Origin of the sequence: uncultured Ellagibacter sp. (assembly GCF_934643285.1) — a bacterium.
In the GTDB taxonomy this organism is placed as follows: Bacteria; Actinomycetota; Coriobacteriia; order Coriobacteriales; family Eggerthellaceae; genus Ellagibacter.
Map to the genome: position 1 here is coordinate 133096 of NZ_CAKUBT010000004.1, position 18473 is coordinate 151568.

General features: G+C 61.8%; 14 protein-coding genes and 1 other RNA gene. 1 reads left to right on the forward strand and 14 read right to left on the reverse strand.

All coding sequences use genetic code 11. From position 1 onward, the window contains the following. Positions 1–171 precede the first annotated feature (171 nt). The 8 genes from Q0I65_RS04040 to Q0I65_RS04075 form a co-directional block, all read right to left on the reverse strand. The gene (locus Q0I65_RS04040; RefSeq protein ID WP_296060155.1) at positions 172–1344 is read right to left on the reverse strand and encodes a 4Fe-4S binding protein; all 1173 of its coding nucleotides are present in this window, start codon (positions 1342–1344) and stop codon (positions 172–174) included. Positions 1345–1409: 65 nt separating this feature from the next. Next, a complete protein-coding gene (gene mobB, locus Q0I65_RS04045) occupies positions 1410–2798 on the reverse strand; it encodes a molybdopterin-guanine dinucleotide biosynthesis protein B (RefSeq protein WP_296060158.1) in 1389 nt (462 codons plus the stop codon). Between the two features lie 465 nt (positions 2799–3263). Next, positions 3264–3860 (reverse strand): recombination mediator RecR, encoded by a 597-nt coding sequence (gene recR / locus Q0I65_RS04050; protein WP_296060161.1) that lies wholly within the window; start codon positions 3858–3860, stop codon positions 3264–3266. Between the two features lie 9 nt (positions 3861–3869). Further along, positions 3870–4214, reverse strand: a complete 345-nt coding sequence (locus Q0I65_RS04055) for a YbaB/EbfC family nucleoid-associated protein (RefSeq protein WP_276998256.1) — start codon at positions 4212–4214, stop codon at positions 3870–3872. An 83-nt stretch (positions 4215–4297) separates the two neighbouring features. Beyond that, positions 4298–6790: a DNA polymerase III subunit gamma/tau gene (dnaX, locus tag Q0I65_RS04060; RefSeq protein ID WP_296060172.1), complete on the reverse strand. Its 2493-nt coding sequence runs from the start codon at positions 6788–6790 to the stop codon at positions 4298–4300. A 173-nt stretch (positions 6791–6963) separates the two neighbouring features. After that, a complete protein-coding gene (locus Q0I65_RS04065) occupies positions 6964–7647 on the reverse strand; it encodes a VTT domain-containing protein (protein WP_296060173.1) in 684 nt (227 codons plus the stop codon). Positions 7648–7713: 66 nt separating this feature from the next. Beyond that, positions 7714–7809: signal recognition particle sRNA small type (gene ffs / locus Q0I65_RS04070), an RNA gene on the reverse strand. Positions 7810–7918: 109 nt separating this feature from the next. Then, the gene (locus Q0I65_RS04075; RefSeq protein WP_296060176.1) at positions 7919–8596 is read right to left on the reverse strand and encodes a TetR/AcrR family transcriptional regulator; all 678 of its coding nucleotides are present in this window, start codon (positions 8594–8596) and stop codon (positions 7919–7921) included. Positions 8597–8755: 159 nt separating this feature from the next. On the opposite strand from Q0I65_RS04075, the gene Q0I65_RS04080 reads away from it, so the two are divergent. Continuing rightward, entirely contained in the window at positions 8756–10255 is a 1500-nt protein-coding gene (locus tag Q0I65_RS04080; protein ID WP_296060179.1) for a radical SAM protein, read from the forward strand. 184 nt (positions 10256–10439) lie between these two features. Here Q0I65_RS04080 and dnaK read toward each other — a convergent pair whose 3' ends face one another. From dnaK to aspS, 6 genes are all read right to left on the reverse strand, one after another. Then, complete coding sequence (dnaK, locus tag Q0I65_RS04085) at positions 10440–12197, reverse strand: molecular chaperone DnaK (protein ID WP_296060182.1); 1758 nt, start codon at positions 12195–12197, stop codon at positions 10440–10442. 95 nt (positions 12198–12292) lie between these two features. Further along, positions 12293–13144 carry a J domain-containing protein gene (locus Q0I65_RS04090; RefSeq protein ID WP_296060184.1) on the reverse strand — a complete coding sequence of 284 codons (852 nt, stop codon included), beginning with the start codon at positions 13142–13144 and terminating at the stop codon, positions 12293–12295. 14 nt (positions 13145–13158) lie between these two features. After that, a complete protein-coding gene (locus tag Q0I65_RS04095) occupies positions 13159–14031 on the reverse strand; it encodes a DUF5685 family protein (RefSeq protein WP_296060187.1) in 873 nt (290 codons plus the stop codon). Between the two features lie 6 nt (positions 14032–14037). Then, positions 14038–14454, reverse strand: a complete 417-nt coding sequence (locus tag Q0I65_RS04100; RefSeq protein WP_296060190.1) for a hypothetical protein — start codon at positions 14452–14454, stop codon at positions 14038–14040. 208 nt (positions 14455–14662) lie between these two features. Further along, a complete protein-coding gene (locus tag Q0I65_RS04105) occupies positions 14663–15955 on the reverse strand; it encodes a class I SAM-dependent rRNA methyltransferase (RefSeq protein ID WP_296060193.1) in 1293 nt (430 codons plus the stop codon). Between the two features lie 355 nt (positions 15956–16310). Next, entirely contained in the window at positions 16311–18098 is a 1788-nt protein-coding gene (gene aspS, locus Q0I65_RS04110; protein ID WP_296060196.1) for an aspartate--tRNA ligase, read from the reverse strand. Between the last annotated feature and the right edge of the window lie 375 nt (positions 18099–18473).

Here is an 18473-nt window from a genome sequence, read left to right on the forward strand (position 1 = left end):
GATTCCTTCCTTCGCACACCGCGTTCGCTCGTCGCGCACGGTGCCCTTCCCTGTTTGTGCTACTGCACTTTACTGCGCTAAAGTGTTGTCAGTATACCACAGAAAGCCGCCCATCGCGCAAGCGGTCGAAATAATACGACCACAGGAAGGGCCGCTCGCTGACGGCGCGCGTTATCGGCCCGTCGACTTCAGGCGCGAGAGCAGGCTTCCGCGAGCAGGAGGATCAGGAAGATGGATAAGCCGCGGCTCGAAGTCGAAGAGCTCGGAAGTGGCGATCACATTGGAGACCGTGATGCACTTCTGCAGGCAGGTGTCGGCGCACAGATTGCACTGCACGCATTCCATCAGCTGGAACTCCAAGTAGCTGCCCTCTCCCGAAGCGGGCTTCTCCTCGCTTTTCTTAAGTGCCCCCGTCGGACAGAACACGGTGCACATCCCGCACGCGCGGCACTTCGACTCGTCTATCGATACGCTTCCGAACAGGCGCGTCTCGATTTCGGGAACGACGCTCTGACCGATCGCGTCCATCGCGTCGAGCGTGTTCATTCGCCGCGAAGGCTCGAATTGCGGCAGCCCACCATCTTTGTCGGGGCGGAGCAGCTCGCGAAGGTTCAACTCCTTCTTCTCATTCTGCTTGCCGAGCGTCTCGTCGAGCGCCTTCTCCGTCGCGACCTTCACGGCGTCTTTCGCCATACCGCCCGCCTGCGAGAAGAACCCGCGGCGCGCCGCGGCGAACGACTTACGCCCGCTCGTCTCGACCGCCTCGGGAGGAAACTCCGAGGCGCGGCGAACGCGGACGCTCGACCCCTGCGCCTCGAGCAGGGAGTTCGCCGACTCAACCGTCGCCGTGACGCCCTCGCTCGTACCGCCGAACTTGCAGGTCGAACACGTTCCGTCGACGAGCACCACATCGCCCACGCCGTGGGACGCAAGCTGCAAGAGGAGGCTTTCCTCCATGCGCGCAAGGCAGGGGACGGACACGTATTTGTCGGGATCGCCCTCTCGGCGCGCAGCCATGCGGGCACATGCGAACACGGAGAGGCTGCCGCCGAGCGCACGTGTAGCCGAGGCAGCAGCGCTGGCGAGCTCAACATCGGCAGGCTCGACGGGAACGAGCGCCTCGGTGGGACAGACGACCGTACAGGCGCCGCAGGAAACGCAGGCCTCCGCATCTATCTTCACACTGTTGTCGCCGACCGAGATCGCGTCCGCAACGCACGCTTCGATGCATTTGCGGCACGTCGAATGGCGGTTGCGCACCGCCACGCAACGTTTCTCGACCACGAGGACCGACTTGCCTCCGAGAGCCTCGGCAACATCGGCTATGTCAGAAAGGTTCGGCATTCTAAGATCACTGCCTTTCGCGGGCCCCGCACCTGCGGCGAGGCGCCATCCCCTCGATGGAGAAGCTAGCCCTCCATCACCATGTCTTCGAGCGCATGCAGCTCATCAGGCGTGTTCGCGTTGATGAAGCAGCCGCCCATCGGCTCCGCCTCAAGCACTTTGCTCTGGGGAAACTCATGGACGACCACAGACTCGTCCCCGAAAAACGACTGCGCGCGTTTCTCGCCGCGATCGAGCGCACGGCGCACAGCGGGCAGGCACTCCATGCGACGGTACATCGCGTGGAAGGGCTCGAAACCGTGCTTGTTCACAGGAACGACCACGTCGGCCCCGGTCTCGTTCATGCACAGCGCCTCGGCGACCACGAGAGCGCCCGACGCGAACACCATATCGCACGCCACAATGGCGACATAGGGGTTGCGCGCCGCTTGGAGCGCGGTGTACAGACCCGGCAGCGCGCCGCGGCTTGAGAAGATATCGCACACAAGTTGGATATTGAGCTGCGGAAACTCCTGATGCAGGAACGTCAGGTTGTCGGGCTCGTTGGTCGTGATGACCAGGTCGTCAGCCACAGGGCTTAAGCGCTCGATCAGACGGCAGATGAGCGGACGACCCAAAAACGGGACGGTCGCTTTGCTGCGGCCCATGCGTCGGCTCTCGCCGCCTGCCTGGATGACCACCGTCACGCGTGGGCGCACGAAATGGGATTCCACGAAATCAGCGAGGGCAATCGTGTCGTTAAGATCGAACGCGGGAATGCCGTAAATCGCCGCAGCCTCGATTGCGCGAGGAATATCGGTCACGATGGCAACGGTGTTCACGCCGGGCATCTTGCGCACGAGGTCGGGGTGGATGCCATCTTCCGCAGCCGCGGCCGCAGCCGCCAGCTCGTCGAGAACTTCGTCCGCAGGCGCCTGCGCAGCGCATTCCCCGTCGTTGCGAAGGTTGTCGTCCAAAGCCTCCTCCGCGCCCTCGATGCGCTCGCCTTCAGGCGTGAAAAGGCATTTCGCAATCTGGGTGAAGTCGGTCCCAAGCGCCCAGCCGCGCTCCGCGCCCAAGGCAAACGCCTCGGCGACGCGCTGGTCCGCCTCGTTGCCCGAACGCATGAGCTCAATGGTCGGCAACCCGCTTTTGCGATAGCCCTCCACGACGACGATGTCGTGGCCCGGCATGCTTCGCACGATGTCGGAGCATTCCGCCTCGCCCTTGAGCGTCTTCATGCGGGCGATCTGCCCTGGCGCTGCGATGACAGTCTCCGAAGCGCCCGCCTCACGATGGCGGTAGGAGTCCTTGCCTGGATAGTCGATGTCGAAGCCCTTGTGGCTGTGATGTTTCACACTTCCCACGTCGTGCCCCCGAGCAACAAGCTCTTCGATAAGCTTCACGATGAGGGTCGTTTTCCCCGAATTGTGGCGCCCGACGATCGAGACTGCCGGGCTCGGCACGTTGACCATTGAGATTCTCCCGTCTTTATTCCGTAAGGCGAAAGTATATCACTGAAGGGAGCAGCAAGGAGTATGCACCTCGCCTGGCAGGTGCACACGCTTCGACCTATTCGCTCGATTTCACCATCCCCAGAGGCTGAGCGGGGTACCAATCGCGCAATCGCACGAGGTGAGGCGCATCACTCAAGCGGGATGAAAAGAGTCGCGCGCATTCGGCCAAATGATGCTATACTATGCAACGACCTACTACGCAGTTCGGACTTCGGCAACAGCGAGAATCCTGTTTTTGGAGGGGACAGGTTCCTCACTGTTGGACGAAGCAAATAAAGGCTCGCAAACGCGAGCCTTTATTTTTTGCCATTTCGAGGACCTGAAGTTTGGCCCACGAAGCAACCGTGTCCCGATTTGCAGCCCATCAAGGGTCATCGCCGGAACCGCCTGCCACCCTTGCCCGATAAACGCCGCCCCTAAGCGCTAGAGCTCGCGCCTCGCCTCGAGGGCACGGCCGAGCGTCACCTCGTCGGCGAACTCCAAATCGCCGCCGACGGGCAAGCCGCTCGCCAAGCGCGTCACCTTCACACCCAAAGGCTTGATGAGCCGCGCAAGATACGACGCCGTCGTCTCCCCCTCGACGTTGGGATTGGTCGCGAGCACCACTTCCCTCACGTCCTCGCTGCCCAATCGCGCCATAAGCTCGGCCACATGCAAGTCATCAGGGCCGATGCCCTCGAGGGGCGACAGCGCACCCCCGAGCACATGGTACACGCCCCCGAAAACGCCCGTGCGCTCGATGGGGGGAATGTCGCGCGGCTCGCTCACCACGCAAATGATGCCGCTGTCGCGCTTGGTCGACGCGCAGATCTCGCACACGTCGCCTTCCGCATAGTTGAAGCACCGCGAGCAGAAATGCACGGTGTCCTTCACCTCGATGATCGACTGAGCCAAGCGCAGCGCTGTCGCGCGATCGGTGTTCAAGATCCAATACGCCATGCGTTGCGCGGACTTCGGCCCGACACCAGGAAGGCGCTCGAGCTCATCGAGGAGCTTTTGAATCGCAGGTGCGGAGTTCACGAAAAGCGCCTACATCAAGCCGGGGATGTTCATGCCGCCGGTCGCCGCGCTCATACGGGCGGCCGCCATGTCGGAGACGCCGCGAAGCGCTTCGTTCACCGCAGCGAGGACCATGTCCTCGAGCATCTCGACGTCCTCCGGGTCGACAGCCTCGGGGTCGATCGCGATGGACTGGATCGTGTTGTCGCCGAGCGCCGTGACCTTCACCATGCCGCCGCCGGCCGTAGCCTCGAACGACATCGTCTTCACTTCCTCCTGCGCCTTCGCAAGCTCGGCCTGCATCTTCTGAGCCTGCTTCATCATAGCGCCCATGTTGCCCATGCCGCCGCCGGGGAATCCGCCTCGTTTCGCCATTTTTCCTCCTGGTAGTGTTCTTTCCATATCGACGCCCCGCGCGAAAACGCGTTGTCGGGGCGAAACCCGTCTTACCTGTCGGGCTATTCTCTCACTTCTTCGACGCGCGAGCCCTCGAAACCTCCCGCTGCGAGCACGGCAGCCAGGTCATCGGGCGAGTCGAACTCGTTGCCCAAAGGCTCGCCATTCGGGCCGGTCGCGTCGATCGATGCCGACGTGTTCGCGTCGGTCGGCTCGGGGGGAAGGCCCGTCGCGCCCGAGATTCGCGCCGCCGCCTCGCGCGCCATGCGGTTGAAGTCAGGCACGGAGGAAGCTGCGGCCGGCGAGCGGCGAGCTTCCCCGCCTCCCCGCCGTTTCGCAGGGGAAGCCGGCGCAGCAGCATACGCAGGAGCATCCCCGACGAACGCGTCCTCGTCACCATAGGGGACCGGCTCGTCGTAGGGAGCGTCGCCGTACGCATCGAGCGGAACGGGATCCGACTCGGGAACGAACGCACCCGCGTTCTGGGCGCCCCGCATCTGCTGCTCGCGTACCTGCGGGCTTGCCTGACGCGTATTCGCAGATGAAGCGGGCTGTCGAGCCGTCGAGCGCGCAGGTTCGACAGACGCTGCAGCCGCCTCTCGCTCCCGAACCGCGCGCATCGCCGCAGCCGCGGCCTCGCGAGCGGCGCTTGGTCTTTCAGCATGGGACGCCCGAGGCTGCGCTTGCTGCGTCGCCGGTCGAGCAGAGGCCCCTGACGAGGAAGCGGATGGGGCCGTTGCCACGCCTGCACCCTGAGAAGGGCCCTTCGAGAAGGCGAACGGGATCGCCGCACCACACGACTGCGCGAGCGCCGCAGAAACGGCGTCCTGCACGTCGGGCTTCTGCACGGCGTTGAACGCGAAGGCGTTCTCCACGGGGAACTCGATGACGAGCATACCGCGGCCCTCGTCGAGCACAGCCTTCGTGTTCAAGAAGAGCACGCCGTAGGCCGCCTTGCTCTTCTTGAGCGAAGCGATAGCCGAGCTCCAGATGCGCTGCAGCGCCGCCTCGTTGCGCAGCGTGGCCGCAAGCTCGGCGGGAATCGTGCCGCACGCTGCGGAAGCGCCGGCAACCGCAGCAGCCGTCGAAGCAGCGTTCTCACGGGGCGCCGCCTCAGCTGCTGCCGTCGTCGTCGCTGCATTCACGGCAGGAGCAGCCTCAGCCGACGCCTGGAAGGCCCCAGCAGGAGAGCCCGCCTCCCGAGAGGCGACCTCTTGCGAAGTCGGCCTTTCGGCTGCTGCGGTGCGGGCGTGGCGGGAATCAAGCGGCCCGCCTGCCTGGCCCATCGCCGTGCCCGTCGAGCTCGCCGTCTCCCGATGCGCTCGCGCGCTCGGCTCCGGCGCCGCGCTCGACGACGCACCCGTCGCAGCAGCAGCAGCGACGGCGGCCGGAGCAACCACCCGTGAACAGGCGGAATACCCCGACTCGAGAGCCTCAACGCGCTCGGCGAGCGCCTCGAGCGTCAGGTCGCTGTCGGGCCGCACCATGCGCGTAAGCGCAATCTCGAACGACAGGCGAGGATTGGTGGACGTCTTCAACTCGGCCGACAGATCGCCCAAAACGCCGAGCAAGCGCGCCAAGCGATCGGGGCCGAACAACGGCAACTCGCCTGTGAGCTCTCGGCGCTCGGACTCGGACACCTCCAGCGCCACATCGGCGCCCACAAGCGACATCACGTACAGGTTGCGCACGCGTTCGGCCATATCGCCCACGAATCGAGCCAGGTCGGCGCCTGTTTCCACGTATTGTGCCGTCCAGCGGAAGCACGCTGCAGCATCGCGGGTGCCGACCGCATTCATGATTTCGGACATCTCGCTCGAATCAAGCGACCCGAGCATCGCCTCGGCGCCCGCAAGCGTCACTTTCCCCTCGCCGAACGCGATAATCTGCTCGAGGGAGGTAAGCGCGTTGCGAAGGCCACCTTCCGCGCGATGCGCGATCAAATCGAGCGCCTCGCCCTCGAACTCGACCCCTTCGGACACGCATACCGCACCCAAGCGCGCGACCATGGCCTCGGCTGATATGCGGCGGAAATCGAATCGCTGGCAGCGGGAATGGATGGTCTCGGGAACCTTCTGCGGGTCGGTCGTCGCCAGGATGAACACCACATGACTCGGCGGCTCCTCGAGCGTCTTCAGCAGCGCGTTGAACGCCGCCACCGAGAGCATGTGAACCTCGTCGATGATGTAGACCTTGTAACGCCCGCGCGTCGGCGCAAACTGCACGCGGTTGATGATCTCCTCGCGGACGTTGTCGACGCCGGTGCGGCTTGCCGCGTCGAGCTCGTAGACGTCGGGATGCTCTCCCGCGGCGATAAGCTGGCAGTCCTCGCACGTTCCGTCGGGGTCGGCAGTCGGACCCTTCTCGCATAAAAGCGCCTTCGCAAGCAGGCGGGCAGTGGTCGTCTTGCCCGTGCCGCGCGGGCCGCAGAACAGGTATGCGTGACTTACTTTGTCCTGCTCAATGGCATTTTTGATGGTGCGCTCGATATGCTCTTGGCCCACCACGTCCTCAAACGTCTGGGGGCGATATTTGCGGTATAAAGCTTCCGACATCGCACGAGTCCTTCGCATTCGTATGCGGCGCGCAAGGCGCCCGGTTCATTTCGCTCCATTATAGAAGAAGCGCCCGGGGTTGCCGGACGCTCCCGGAAAGAGTTCGTCGTATCGATAGAAGCTCGGTTGCTAGATTTTCTTCGAGATGACATCGCGCGGATAGCCGAGCGGCATTATTTCGCGTGCTTGGCGTTTTTGGGCTTGTTGCCCTTCTTCGAGCTCATCGCAGCCTTCACCGCACCGATAAACGCAGGTGCCACCGATACCGCGACGATGCCCAAAACAATAATCTCGAAGTGCTCTTGCACAAACGGAATGCCACCGAAGAAGTATCCCACCAATACGAACAGAGAGACCCAAGAAATGCCGCCAATCGCGTTGAACAGCGTGAACTTGCCAAAATTCATGTGGCCGGTGCCCGCGATGAACGGGGCGAACGTGCGAAAGAACGGCATGAAGCGCGTGATCACGATAGTCAGCCCGCCGTAGCGCTCGAAGAAGTGGTCGAGCTTCGCCATGCGCTCGGGCGTGAGCGCCTTGATCTTCCCCGAGTCGATGATGCGCTTACCGAAGAAGCGGGCGATCCAGTAGTTGGACGTGTTGCCCAAGATGGCGGCGGCGTAGAACACGATAAGCGTCGCCCACAGGTGCAGACCGCCCCCGTCAGCCGAGAAGACGCCTGCCGCGAACAGGAGCGAGTCACCCGGCAGAAACGGGAAGAACACAAGGCCCGTCTCCACGAACACGATCAGGAACAACGGGGTGTACACCCATGCGGCGCCCAGCGCCACAATCCACCCTGCAATCGCCGATCGGGGGTCGGAAAGGAGACTGACGAAGAAGTTGATGATGTCCATAGCGTCCTTATAAGAAGAGGCCCATGCAGCAAGCAGGCGGCTCGTGGCCGCCTGCAAGATGAAGCATTCTGAATAGGACAGGGCGCTCGTCAGAGGCCCCTTATGGCTGCTTCCTCCCGGACCTGACCAGGTTCGGAACATGTCGCCGCCCCGCCCCATTCAGAATGCTCAATTCAAGTTGTCCCCAGTATACGCGAGTTGGCATGACGCGAGCGGGCCTTAAACCAAATGCACACAGCTCAGCCGCGCAAACGGACACAAGGGACGCGGGCTATTCCTCTACGCCGCCCTCGGCCACAGTCCGCACGATGCCATCGAGACCGCTATGGACGAGCGAGTGCGTCACCTGGGCGATATCCTCGAGGGGAATCTCCGACTCGTCTAAGATCCAGCGGCGGATCACCGCCACGAGCCCCGCACTGAAATACGCGACGCAGAAATCGAGATATGGACCCAGCTTCTTCAGGCCAAGCGTGTCCTGCTCGATAAGCGATGCCGTAAGCGACGATTCCAGCTTCTTCAAAACGAGCTCGTAGGGAGTGTGCGAAGCGATGAGCTTCATGCTCTTCAGGTCGGGCGCCAGCCCCATCGAAAGCCGTTTGAACAGGTCGACCACGTTCTCGCCGTCGTCGCTGCTCTCGAGGGAGTCCAGGCATGTGCGCACGATCCGGTCCGCCTCGTCCTGCACGATCTCGTTCGCCAGATCCTCGACCGACTGGTAGTGCAGATAGAACGTCTTGCGGTCGATGTCCGCCTCGCGGGCAATCCCGGTGATGGTGATCTTTTGGTACTCCGTCTCCTGCATGAGGGTCAAAAACGCCTGGCGGATCGCCTTTCGCGTGCGCACAACACGGCGATCGGGCGCCGTGCGCTCCCCGGATTCCCGACAGGCGGCTCCCTCTTTTGCCGGCTGAATCTCGTTCGCCATCTTCTCCCCCACGTCGCCCATGTCTCTCCCTCGCAAAAAAATGGACAGCTTAACTTCATCTGCAGGTTTTACCACAAACGTTGTTTATTTGTCACTTGTATTTTTATTTCACCGAACTATACTCACGCTAAAGAAAGTTATTCCACATTTGTTGAATAATTTTATGGGAGGTACAATATCATGAAAGCAACCGACCAGATCAAGCGGGCAGCCCTCAACAAAACCATCGACTACCTGCTTGAAGACCCCGAACGAAACGTCGCGAAGATCATGGACATGATCGACAAAGTTGCGCCCGACGACGTGTTCCCCACCCAACGCGCCGCCTTCCATCAAGCAATCGATGACGAATCGAATTGGCATCAACTTATCATGAAGATTCTCACCGACATGAATCCCCAGGTCAGGGACCGTCTCATCAAGACGTTCGTCGTTGACGCGAACATGCTCGCATGGCCGAAGCAGGAAGCGATGCGCGATCGGTACCACTGCAACATCCCCTGGGCCATCCTGCTCGATCCGACGAGCGCCTGCAACTTGCGCTGCACCGGATGCTGGGCAGCAGAATACGGTCACAAGCAAAACCTCACCTACGAGGAAATCGACTCCATCATCAACCAGGGCGTCAAGCTGGGAACCCACGTCTACATCTACACCGGCGGCGAGCCGCTCGTCCGCAAGCACGACCTCATCAACCTGTGTGAAGCGCATCCCGATTGCGCGTTCCTGTCGTTCACCAACGCGACGCTCATCGACGAGGAGTTCGTGCAGGATATGATCCGCGTCGCAAATTTCGTGCCCGCCATCAGCGTCGAGGGCTTCGAGGAGGCAACCGACGCTCGCCGCGGCAAGGGGACGTACGCCAAGGTTTCCCGCGCCATGGAGCTTTTGCGCGAAAACGGCCTGCCCTTCGGCGTATCGTGCTGCTACACCAGCGCCAACGCAAACTCCATCGCCAGCGAGGAGTTCTTCGACTGGCTCATCGAGAAGGGGGCTCTTTTCGCGTGGATCTTCACGTACATGCCCGTTGGCGTCGGTTCGCCCACCTCGCTTATGGTGCACGCCGACCAGCGCGAGCACCTCTACCACTTCATCCGCGAGATGCGCGAGAAGAAGCCCCTGTTCACGCTTGACTTTCAGAACGATGGCGAGTTCGTCGGCGGCTGCATCGCCGGCGGGCGCCGCTACTTGCACATCAACGCCGCAGGCGACGTGGAGCCATGCGTGTTCGCGCATTACGCGAACGTCAACATCCGGGAAGCGACCCTTCTCGACGCGCTGCGCTCCCCTCTGTTCATGCAGTATTACGAGGGCCAGCCCTTCAACGACAACCTGCTCAAGCCCTGCCCCATCTTGGAAAACGAAGGGCTGCTCGCCGACATGGTGAAGCGCGCCGGTGCGCATTCCACCGACCTTCAAGAGAAGGAAAGCGCAGAGAGCCTCTGCGCGAAATGCCACGACTCCATCGCAGAATGGACGCCCGTCGCCGACCGCATCTGGAATGACGAAGGTGATCCGCTCTACGACAAGCGCAGAAACGACCCCACGCAGGGCATGGCCGACACCGACATGCGCAAGCTCGCAGAGCAAGGCCGCCGTGAGCTGCCCGAATCTCTCATGACGAAGCGGGAGCGCCGCGAATTCCGCAAGCAGCAGGATAACTCGACTGACGCCGCTTAATACCGCGAGGATCCGCGCGTAGGGGCGGCTTCCCTAGCCCCTGGAAAGCCGCCCCGGCAAAGTTCCCCGCCGCACCCCGTAAGCCGGCGCATCCTTCCCTAACTTACCGCCAAGGGAGATCGCCTGGCGATTCCCCTTGAGCAAGCCCGGCGCGTGGAGCCTCCCCCGCGCGCCGGGCTTGCTTCTACCCCAAAGACCTCACGTGCTCGCTTGAGCGGTCGAGCTGTTCTTTGGCGGAGCGGATTGCCGCGATGTCTGTTTCCTCCAGCTTCTCGGTTTTCTTCGAAAGCAACTTGCGAAGAGCATTCGAATCGGCTTTGACCTGCTTTTTCTCTTCCTTCTCCAGCTGCTTGCCAGATTTTGCGAGCGCCGCGTCCACCTCTTGGACCAGGCGCGCCGCCTCCGCATGCACCTCCATCGCGTCGCGGCGCGTCGCGTCCTGCGCCGCGTAGGTTTCCGCATCGCGAATAGCGCGGTCGATTTCCTCGTCGGACATGCGGCCCGACTCGTCGATCGTGATCGACTGCTCCTTGCCCGTCCCCTTGTCCTTCGCGGAAACCGTGAGGATGCCGTTCGCGTCGATGCCGAACGTCACCTCGATCTGGGGAACGCCCGCGGGAGCGCGCTTGATGCCTTTCAGGCGGAACTTGCCGATCGACTTGTTGTCGCGCGCCATCGGGCGCTCGCCCTGAAGCACGTTGATTTCCACGCTCGTCTGGAAGGCCGCCGCCGTCGTGAAGATCTGCGAATAATGCACGGGAAGCGTCGTGTTGCGCTCCACGATGCGCGTCGCCACGCCGCCGACGGTCTCAAGAGAAAGGGAAAGCGGCGTCACATCGAGCAGCAGGATGGAGTTCGCCTTCACAAGCCCCGTCGAAGACCCCGCGAGCGTGGCCCCCTGGATGGCCGCGCCCACGGCGACGCACTCGTCGGGGTTGATCGACGACGAAGGCTCCTTCCCCGTAAGGGAGCGAACCTTGTCCTGAACCGCCGGAATGCGCGTCGACCCGCCGACGAGCAGCACGCTTCCCAGCTCAGAGGCGGCGATGCCCGCGTCGTTGAGCGCCTGGGACACGGGGCCTTCGGTGCGCTCGACCAAATCGGCGGTCATGCGGTTGAACTCCGAGCGCGTGACCTGCGCCTCCAGATGAAGCGGACCGGATGCGCCCTGCGCCAAGAACGGCAGGTTCACGCGCGCTGTCTCCATAGAGGACAGCTCCTCTTTTGCCTGGCGCGCCGCCTCGCGCACACGCTGCGCCGCAGCGGAATCACGACTCGCGTCAACGCCCGTTTCCCGCTTGAAGATTCCGAACAGGTAATCGGCGACACGCTCGTCGAAGTCGTCGCCACCCAGATGGTTGTCGCCCGCAGTCGCAAGCACCTCGATCACGCCCTCGCCGATCTCGATGATCGACACATCGAACGTGCCGCCGCCCAAGTCGTAGACCATCACCTTCTGCGGATCGCCGTTGTCGAGCCCGTATGCGAGCGCCGCGCTCGTCGGCTCGTTGATGATGCGCAGCACGTCGAGTCCCGCGATGCGGCCCGCATCCTTTGTGGCCTGGCGCTGCATATCGTTGAAGTAGGCGGGGACGGTGATGACAGCCTGCGTCACCTCCTGACCGAGGAACGCCTCAGCGTCGCGGCGCAGCTTGCGGAGGATCATCGCGGAAATTTCCTGCGGCGTGAATCGTTTCCCGTCAATGCTCGCGCGCCAGTCGCTTCCCATGTGGCGCTTCACCGAGGAGATGGTGCGATCGGGATTGATTGCCGCTTGACGGCATGCCGTCGCACCGACGAGACGCTCGCCATCTTTCGTGAACGCGACGACGCTCGGCGTCGTACGAGAGCCCTCGGCGTTGTGGATGATGGTCGGCTTGCCGCCCTCGACCACCGCGGCGCAACTGTTCGTCGTGCCCAAGTCAATCCCGATAGTTGCCATATCAGTCTCCTTCCGAGAGAACGAGTTGAATCTCCCAAGCCGCACCAACGCCAGAAAGCGAGGCGCATTGCGTCAGCCGATGGGCCGCCATCAGCCTAAAATCCCATGAACCCGTAGCGCATGAACTGCTGCAGGCACAGCTGAAGCATGCAGCAACCGCAGCACAGCGTCGTGGGGTCGATTGCGGAGATGGTGAACCCGCGCGTCTGCTGTTCCTGCGTGTACGACTGCCCCGCGCTTTGGAACGTGCGGTACGCACGCTGGTAGTCGGCGTTGTTCGGGTCCATGCGAACGGCGCGCCTGATCTGGTCGAGCGCCATCACCGTGTTGCCCGCGCCGTTGTTCGCCAACGCCGAGAGGTAATACCATCGGGCGTTGCGCCCAGCGCTCGTAACCGTGGCCAAAATATCCGCAGCGCGCTTGCATTGCGCCGCATCTCCCGAGTTGATCAGATCGATTGCCGCGCGGAATTCCGCAGGGTCGCTCGCATTCGCTTCGGGATGAATCGGGCCGGACGCCGTCGAGGCGCCGTAGCCGAAAAAGTCGTCGAAATCGAAGCCGAAGCCTCCCGCCCAACCGTAGGGGCCGGCTGAGGTATAGGGGTTGCCCTGTTGGCCGCCCCCGTACGAGCCGCCGCCATACGACCCCTCGCCCGAGGAGCCGCCGAAGGGATTCGCTCCGCCGTACCCCGCATACCCCGACGTGCCCTGCGACGAGGCGCCAGCAGCCCCGCCCGAAGCCGCGGAGGCACGGCGATCGGCAGCGGCGTATTTCTCGGGGTTCATGATGCGATCGTACGCCTCGTTAATCTCGTTCATCCGCTCGGCAGCGTTCGGATCGTTGGGGTTCAAATCGGGGTGGTTCTCGCGCGCCTTCCTGCGGTATGCCTTCTTCACCTCGTCTTGCGAGGCATCCCTCGACACACCGAGTACGCTATACGGGTCCATTGCCATTGCGTTCCCTATTCGCCATCATCGCCGTCGGCGGCCCTTGCAGCCGCCGGCGTCATTTCGCCATCATCATGGGCAGCATCGCCGAACTTTCCGCAATACTGCCCCCATATCCCCGCGTACATCACGTTGCGAAGAATGTGAATATCCTGCTCAAGCGGCAAGCGCTCGAACGATTGCGCCGCCTGAGCCGCAATCGAGCGAAGCCCCTCCGAAACATCGCCGGGCACCGCGCCAGCTGCAACAAGCGGATTGTAGCTGCCCGATTTCAGGTCCTCATCGTAATCCATGACCGCATCCATGAGGTACACGAACTTGCCGAGCCATGCCCCCATGCGGCGCAGCTCGCCTGCCCAGAAATCCTCCCGATACGCGAACACACGCCCTAAAATCGCGCCAAAGCGATTGGCGGCCGCATCGAGCGATTCGTCCCCACGCTGCTCGATCGCGCGGATATCGGCCATGCCCGACTCAATGGCCTGGGCAACTGCAGGCCGCCTTGCCGACGCCGCACGATAGGCCGAGGAAAGCGCCTGCGCCATCGCCCGCCGCGAGACCTTGCGATCGTCATGCCAATCATCCATGAGCTTGTGGTACGCGAGCAGCACCGCCGCATCGGCGGCATATTCCGTGCACTCGCTCGTCGCAAACGGCTGGGGCTTGGTGGGATGAGCCCCGCATCGCGCGGAATCCTCGTGCTCGAGCGGTTCGTAGAGCGAGTTCAGCAGAAGCGCCAGAAACGTCATGTCGTAGGTGAGCGTCATGCGGCACAGCTGGCCGTTCTGCTCCTTCAGCGAATGGCAAACACCGCAGTACACCTTGCGGTAACGGGCAACCTCCTCAGGAGAAAGCTGCTTCTCATCTGCCATGATGTAGCCGAACATACGCTGCTACGACTTCTTCACGGTTTCGGTCTTGCACTTTGGGCACACCACGCGAAGCGTTCCTTTGCCGCGCGGGACCGAAAGCTCCTGCCCGCAGCCCTTGCACTTGAAGTACAGCGTGGTCTCGCGGTTCTCCCATTTCTTCCGTCCGATGGAAAGCGCGCGACGAGGTTTCTCAGTCGCGCGCAGGAACGCCTCGTTCTCGCGATCACGCGCGGCGATGTTCTTCGAATAGGTGCGGAAGAGCGCATAGGCCAAAAGCGCCAGCGCAGGCCACGAGAACATGCCCATATGGGGGAGAACCGACAGCACCAGGCAGACGATGCCTGCAACGACCAGCGTATTCGACAGGGAGTCGGCGCCGCGCCTTCCCTGCATGGCTCCCGCCATCTTCCACTGCATCCGCTCGAGAAAACCCTTCATCCGAATGTGCACCCGCCTTCGCCAATAATCGAGGAGGCCCGCGCGGGATGCACGGGCCTCAAATCTGCTCGGGACGCGAGTTAGAACGCCTCGAACTCGTTGAACAGGGTCAATGATACGCATAAGTTGTGCAGATGCCGCGAAGGCGTCAGGCTGTCAACAAACTGTCATGAAGGAAACGCGAGGCTTCCATCAGCGGGCGGCCTCTCTACACCACCTGGAACAAGAAGAACTTCAGGTAGTCCGTTTCAGGAACGCCCCACAGAATCGGGTGGTCAGGCGCCTGCTGACGCTCCTCGATCTGGCGCAGCTGGACGCCAGCGTCCTGCGCGGCGTAGGACACGACGCGGCGGAAGCGCTCCGTATCCATGAAATGGCTGCAGCTGCACGTTGCGAGATAGCCTCCACGAGGCAGCAGCTTCATCGCGCGATAGTTGATCTCCTTGTAGCCGCGGGCCGCCGAATCGATGGTCTTGCGGCTTTTCGTGAACGCAGGCGGATCGAGCACGATGAAGTCATAGGTACGATCGTGCGCCGCCTCAAGCTGGGGTAACAGGTCGAAAACGTTCGCCGCCGTGAAGTCCATTTTGCCGTCAAGCCCATTGAGCTGGGCATTCTTGCGCGCTTGAGCGACGGCAAGCTCGGAGATATCGACTGCGTTCACGTACTCAGCCCCGCCATGGGCGGCATTCAGGGCAAAGCTGCCCGTGTGCGTGAAGCAATCAAGAACGCGTCTTCCCGCCGCGAGCTGCGCGACGGCACGCCGATTGTACTTCTGGTCGAGGAAGAAGCCCGTCTTCTGTCCGTTCTCGAAATCAACCTCGTAGCGAACGCCGTTTTCCACAATCTGCGTCGTCGTGGGACCGAACACCGCAGCCTCGGGTTGGCTGGGATCAATCGGGTCGAGCGAGCAGGCCACATCCTCCACAGCGCCCGCAAACCATCCCGCGGTCTGAGCGAGTCCTTCGAGCGAGCGGGTCGAGGCGTCGTTGCGCTCATAGAGTCCGCGAATCGCGATGCCATCTTCGGCCAACACTTCGAGAAGCGCGGGGAAGATCATCGGCTTCAAACGCTCCATCCCCACCGAAAGCGTCTCAGCCACGAGGACGTCTTCGAAACGATCGACGACAAGGCCGGGGAATCCGTCAGCTTCGGAGAACAGAACGCGGCATGCGCTTGCATCGGCGCCCATCACCGTTTTCCGGTAATTCCACGCCCACTGTACCTTTCGCTTCCAAAAGGCACGGTCGAAGCGATCGTTCGCATTGCGGGTAATGAGGCGAATACGAATCTTGCTCTTCTCGGACAGCAAGCCCGACCCCAGATACGACCCCTTGCGGCTCACGACGTCGACGATCGAGCCGTTGGCAACTGCAGCCTCGCCCGGCGCCGGCTCAAGCGAGACAACCTCCGCCTCGTACACCCAAGGATGCCCCTTCTCCAAGGCATGTTCGCCCTTCAGCGTTATGGTCGCCCGAGGATACGGCCGCAGAGTTTTCATAAGGGTCCTTTCAAATGATGGGAAGAGGCGTTGGGAGAACGCTCTATCCGCCCTCAAGCCAGCGAGAGGTAGGCACTATCCCATTAAGCAGGAGCGTACACCTGCCTCCTTTCGCCCTAAAGTCAGCGAGAGCCCAGCTGACGAGTGCAGATGGCGCGAAAAGATTGCGAAGCGTACCTTGAGTACGTGAGCAATCTTTGGAACGCCAGCTGCGCCGTCAGCCGGGCTCGCAGCGTCGACGGGCCGGGTTTGCCGCAAGGCAAAGCCGAACCTGCAAATCTTTGGAGCGCCAGCTGGACCGCCCGACGGGCCCGCAGCGTCGACAGGTCGGGTTTGCCGTCAGGCAAATCCGAACCTAGAGAAGTCGCAGGTTGACTTCCTTGAGCTGGCGACCGGTAACCTCGTTCGGTGCGCCCGTCATCGGGTCGGATGCGCTCGAAGTCTTCGGGAAAGCGATGACGTCGCGGATGGACTGCTTGCCCGCGAGCAGCATGACCAGACGGTCAAGGCCAAGAGCGATGCCACCATGCGGCGGAGCGCCAAGCTCGAGCGCATGGATCAGATGGCCGAACTTCTCTTCCATCTGATCATCTTCCACGCCAAGACGACGAAGCACGCGCTTCTGCAGCTCTGCATTATGGATACGGATAGACCCACCGCCCATCTCGAAACCGTCCATGACGATGTCGTAGCTATAGCTCGAGCAGGCAAGCGGATCGGACTCGATCTTGTCCCAATCCTCTTCAGGAATCATCGTGAACGGATGATGTTCGGCGGCATACTTCTTCTCGTCCGCGTCGTAGCGGAACATGGGGAAGTCGACGACCCACAGAAGAGCATGACCGTTGCGCTCGATACCGAGAGCATCGGCCATATGCAGGCGCAACGCGGAGAGTACGGCGCTTGCCGTATCGAAGGTGTCGGCCGCGAAGAGAAGCAGGTCGCCCGGCTCGACGCCTGCGGCTTCCTTAATCGCATTGTGCGTTTCCTCGCCGAGGAACTTGATGATGGGGCTCTTGCCCACAAGATCGGTATCAGCGTCGGTGTAGGCAATCCACGCCATGCCCTTCGCGCCATTTGCGGCAGCGATGTCGGCAAGCTTCTCAATCTCGCCGCGCGACCAGTTGCCAGCAGACTTCGCGTTGATGCACTTCACAACACCGCCATTGGCAGCAGCGCCCGTAAACACCTTGAAATTGCAGTCCTTGATAAGGTCGGTCAGATCGACGAGCTCCATGCCGAAGCGGACATCGGGGCGATCGCAACCGAAACGCTCCATCGCCTCTTTCCACGGCATGCGCTGAAGAGGGAACTCGTGCTCGACGCCTGCAGCGCCGAGGACTTCTTGGAAAACGCCTTCCATCAGATCCATCACGTCGGTCTCTTCAACAAACGACATCTCGATGTCGACCTGGGTGAACTCAGGCTGACGATCAGCGCGCAAGTCCTCATCGCGGAAGCAACGGGCAATCTGGTAATAACGCTCGATGCCGCCGACCATGAGCATCTGCTTGAACTGCTGCGGAGACTGCGGCAAAGCATAGAACTTGCCAGGGTTCGGACGGGAAGGCACGAGGTAATCGCGCGCGCCTTCAGGAGTAGAGTTTGCAAGAATCGGAGTTTCAACCTCGATGAAACCGCGCTCGTTGAGAGCCTGACGCATTGCCTGGGCAACCTTGTGGCGAAGCAGAAGGTTCGCATACATCTCAGGGCGACGAAGGTCGAGATAACGCCACTTCATACGGGTGGTTTCGTCCGTCTCGATGCCGTCCTCGATGGAGAAATGAGGCGTCACAGAAGTATTGAGGACCTCGACGGAAGTCGCGAGAACCTCGATTTCACCCGTGACCATGTTAGGGTTCTCGGCACCCTCGCCACGCGCACGAACGCGACCGGCAATCTTCAAAACATACTCGCGGCCAAGATGCTCGGCGATATGGAACTCCTCTTCGCTGACGCAATCGGGGTCGACAACGACCTGCGTATAACCTTCACGATCACGAAGGTCGCAGAAGATCAATCCACCATGGTCGCGATTGTGCCAAGCCCAGCCGGTAAGCACAACCTCACGCCCAACATCGCTCTTGCGCAGCTCACCGCAGGTCGCGGTATGCATGCAAAACTCGTTCTTGAAGTCCGTCATTGAATAAGCTCCTCGATATGCGCTATCAAACCCACTGATTGGGTATGTGACTCAAACTGGATTATTGTACTTCACGAAATGAAACTGAATGGGAACGAGACGGCGTCTTCACCGTAAATGCCCGATAATGGCCGCAAGAAGCGCGCGAACGGTTAAAACCCGCAGCAGGATACCGTAAAAGAAATAAGCAACGATTGAGTTCGGCCGGAGTCCGAGCAGACGCTCCCAGCACGAACACGGGGAAGAAACCCCGAGCGCAAAAGAAAGGGGGCCGCAGGCCCCGGGCACGCCCCCCGGGCCGCGGCCCCCTGCGCAAAAGAAAAAGCGCCGCCCATGAGCGGAACGCCCTATCCTCCCACGGACTTCCTCCGCAGT

Coding starts and splice junctions, on each gene's coding strand:
- Q0I65_RS04040 (WP_296060155.1), bottom strand. CDS start 1,344: ATGCCGAACCTTTCTGACATAGCCGATGTTGCCGAGGCTCTCGGAGGC.
- mobB (WP_296060158.1), bottom strand. CDS start 2,798: ATGGTCAACGTGCCGAGCCCGGCAGTCTCGATCGTCGGGCGCCACAAT.
- Q0I65_RS04055 (WP_276998256.1), bottom strand. CDS start 4,214: ATGGCGAAACGAGGCGGATTCCCCGGCGGCGGCATGGGCAACATGGGC.
- dnaX (WP_296060172.1), bottom strand. CDS start 6,790: ATGTCGGAAGCTTTATACCGCAAATATCGCCCCCAGACGTTTGAGGAC.
- Q0I65_RS04065 (WP_296060173.1), bottom strand. CDS start 7,647: ATGGACATCATCAACTTCTTCGTCAGTCTCCTTTCCGACCCCCGATCG.
- Q0I65_RS04075 (WP_296060176.1), bottom strand. CDS start 8,596: ATGGGCGACGTGGGGGAGAAGATGGCGAACGAGATTCAGCCGGCAAAA.
- Q0I65_RS04080 (WP_296060179.1), top strand. CDS start 8,756: ATGAAAGCAACCGACCAGATCAAGCGGGCAGCCCTCAACAAAACCATC.
- dnaK (WP_296060182.1), bottom strand. CDS start 12,197: ATGGCAACTATCGGGATTGACTTGGGCACGACGAACAGTTGCGCCGCG.
- Q0I65_RS04090 (WP_296060184.1), bottom strand. CDS start 13,144: ATGGACCCGTATAGCGTACTCGGTGTGTCGAGGGATGCCTCGCAAGAC.
- Q0I65_RS04095 (WP_296060187.1), bottom strand. CDS start 14,031: ATGTTCGGCTACATCATGGCAGATGAGAAGCAGCTTTCTCCTGAGGAG.
- Q0I65_RS04100 (WP_296060190.1), bottom strand. CDS start 14,454: ATGAAGGGTTTTCTCGAGCGGATGCAGTGGAAGATGGCGGGAGCCATG.
- Q0I65_RS04105 (WP_296060193.1), bottom strand. CDS start 15,955: ATGAAAACTCTGCGGCCGTATCCTCGGGCGACCATAACGCTGAAGGGC.
- aspS (WP_296060196.1), bottom strand. CDS start 18,098: ATGACGGACTTCAAGAACGAGTTTTGCATGCATACCGCGACCTGCGGT.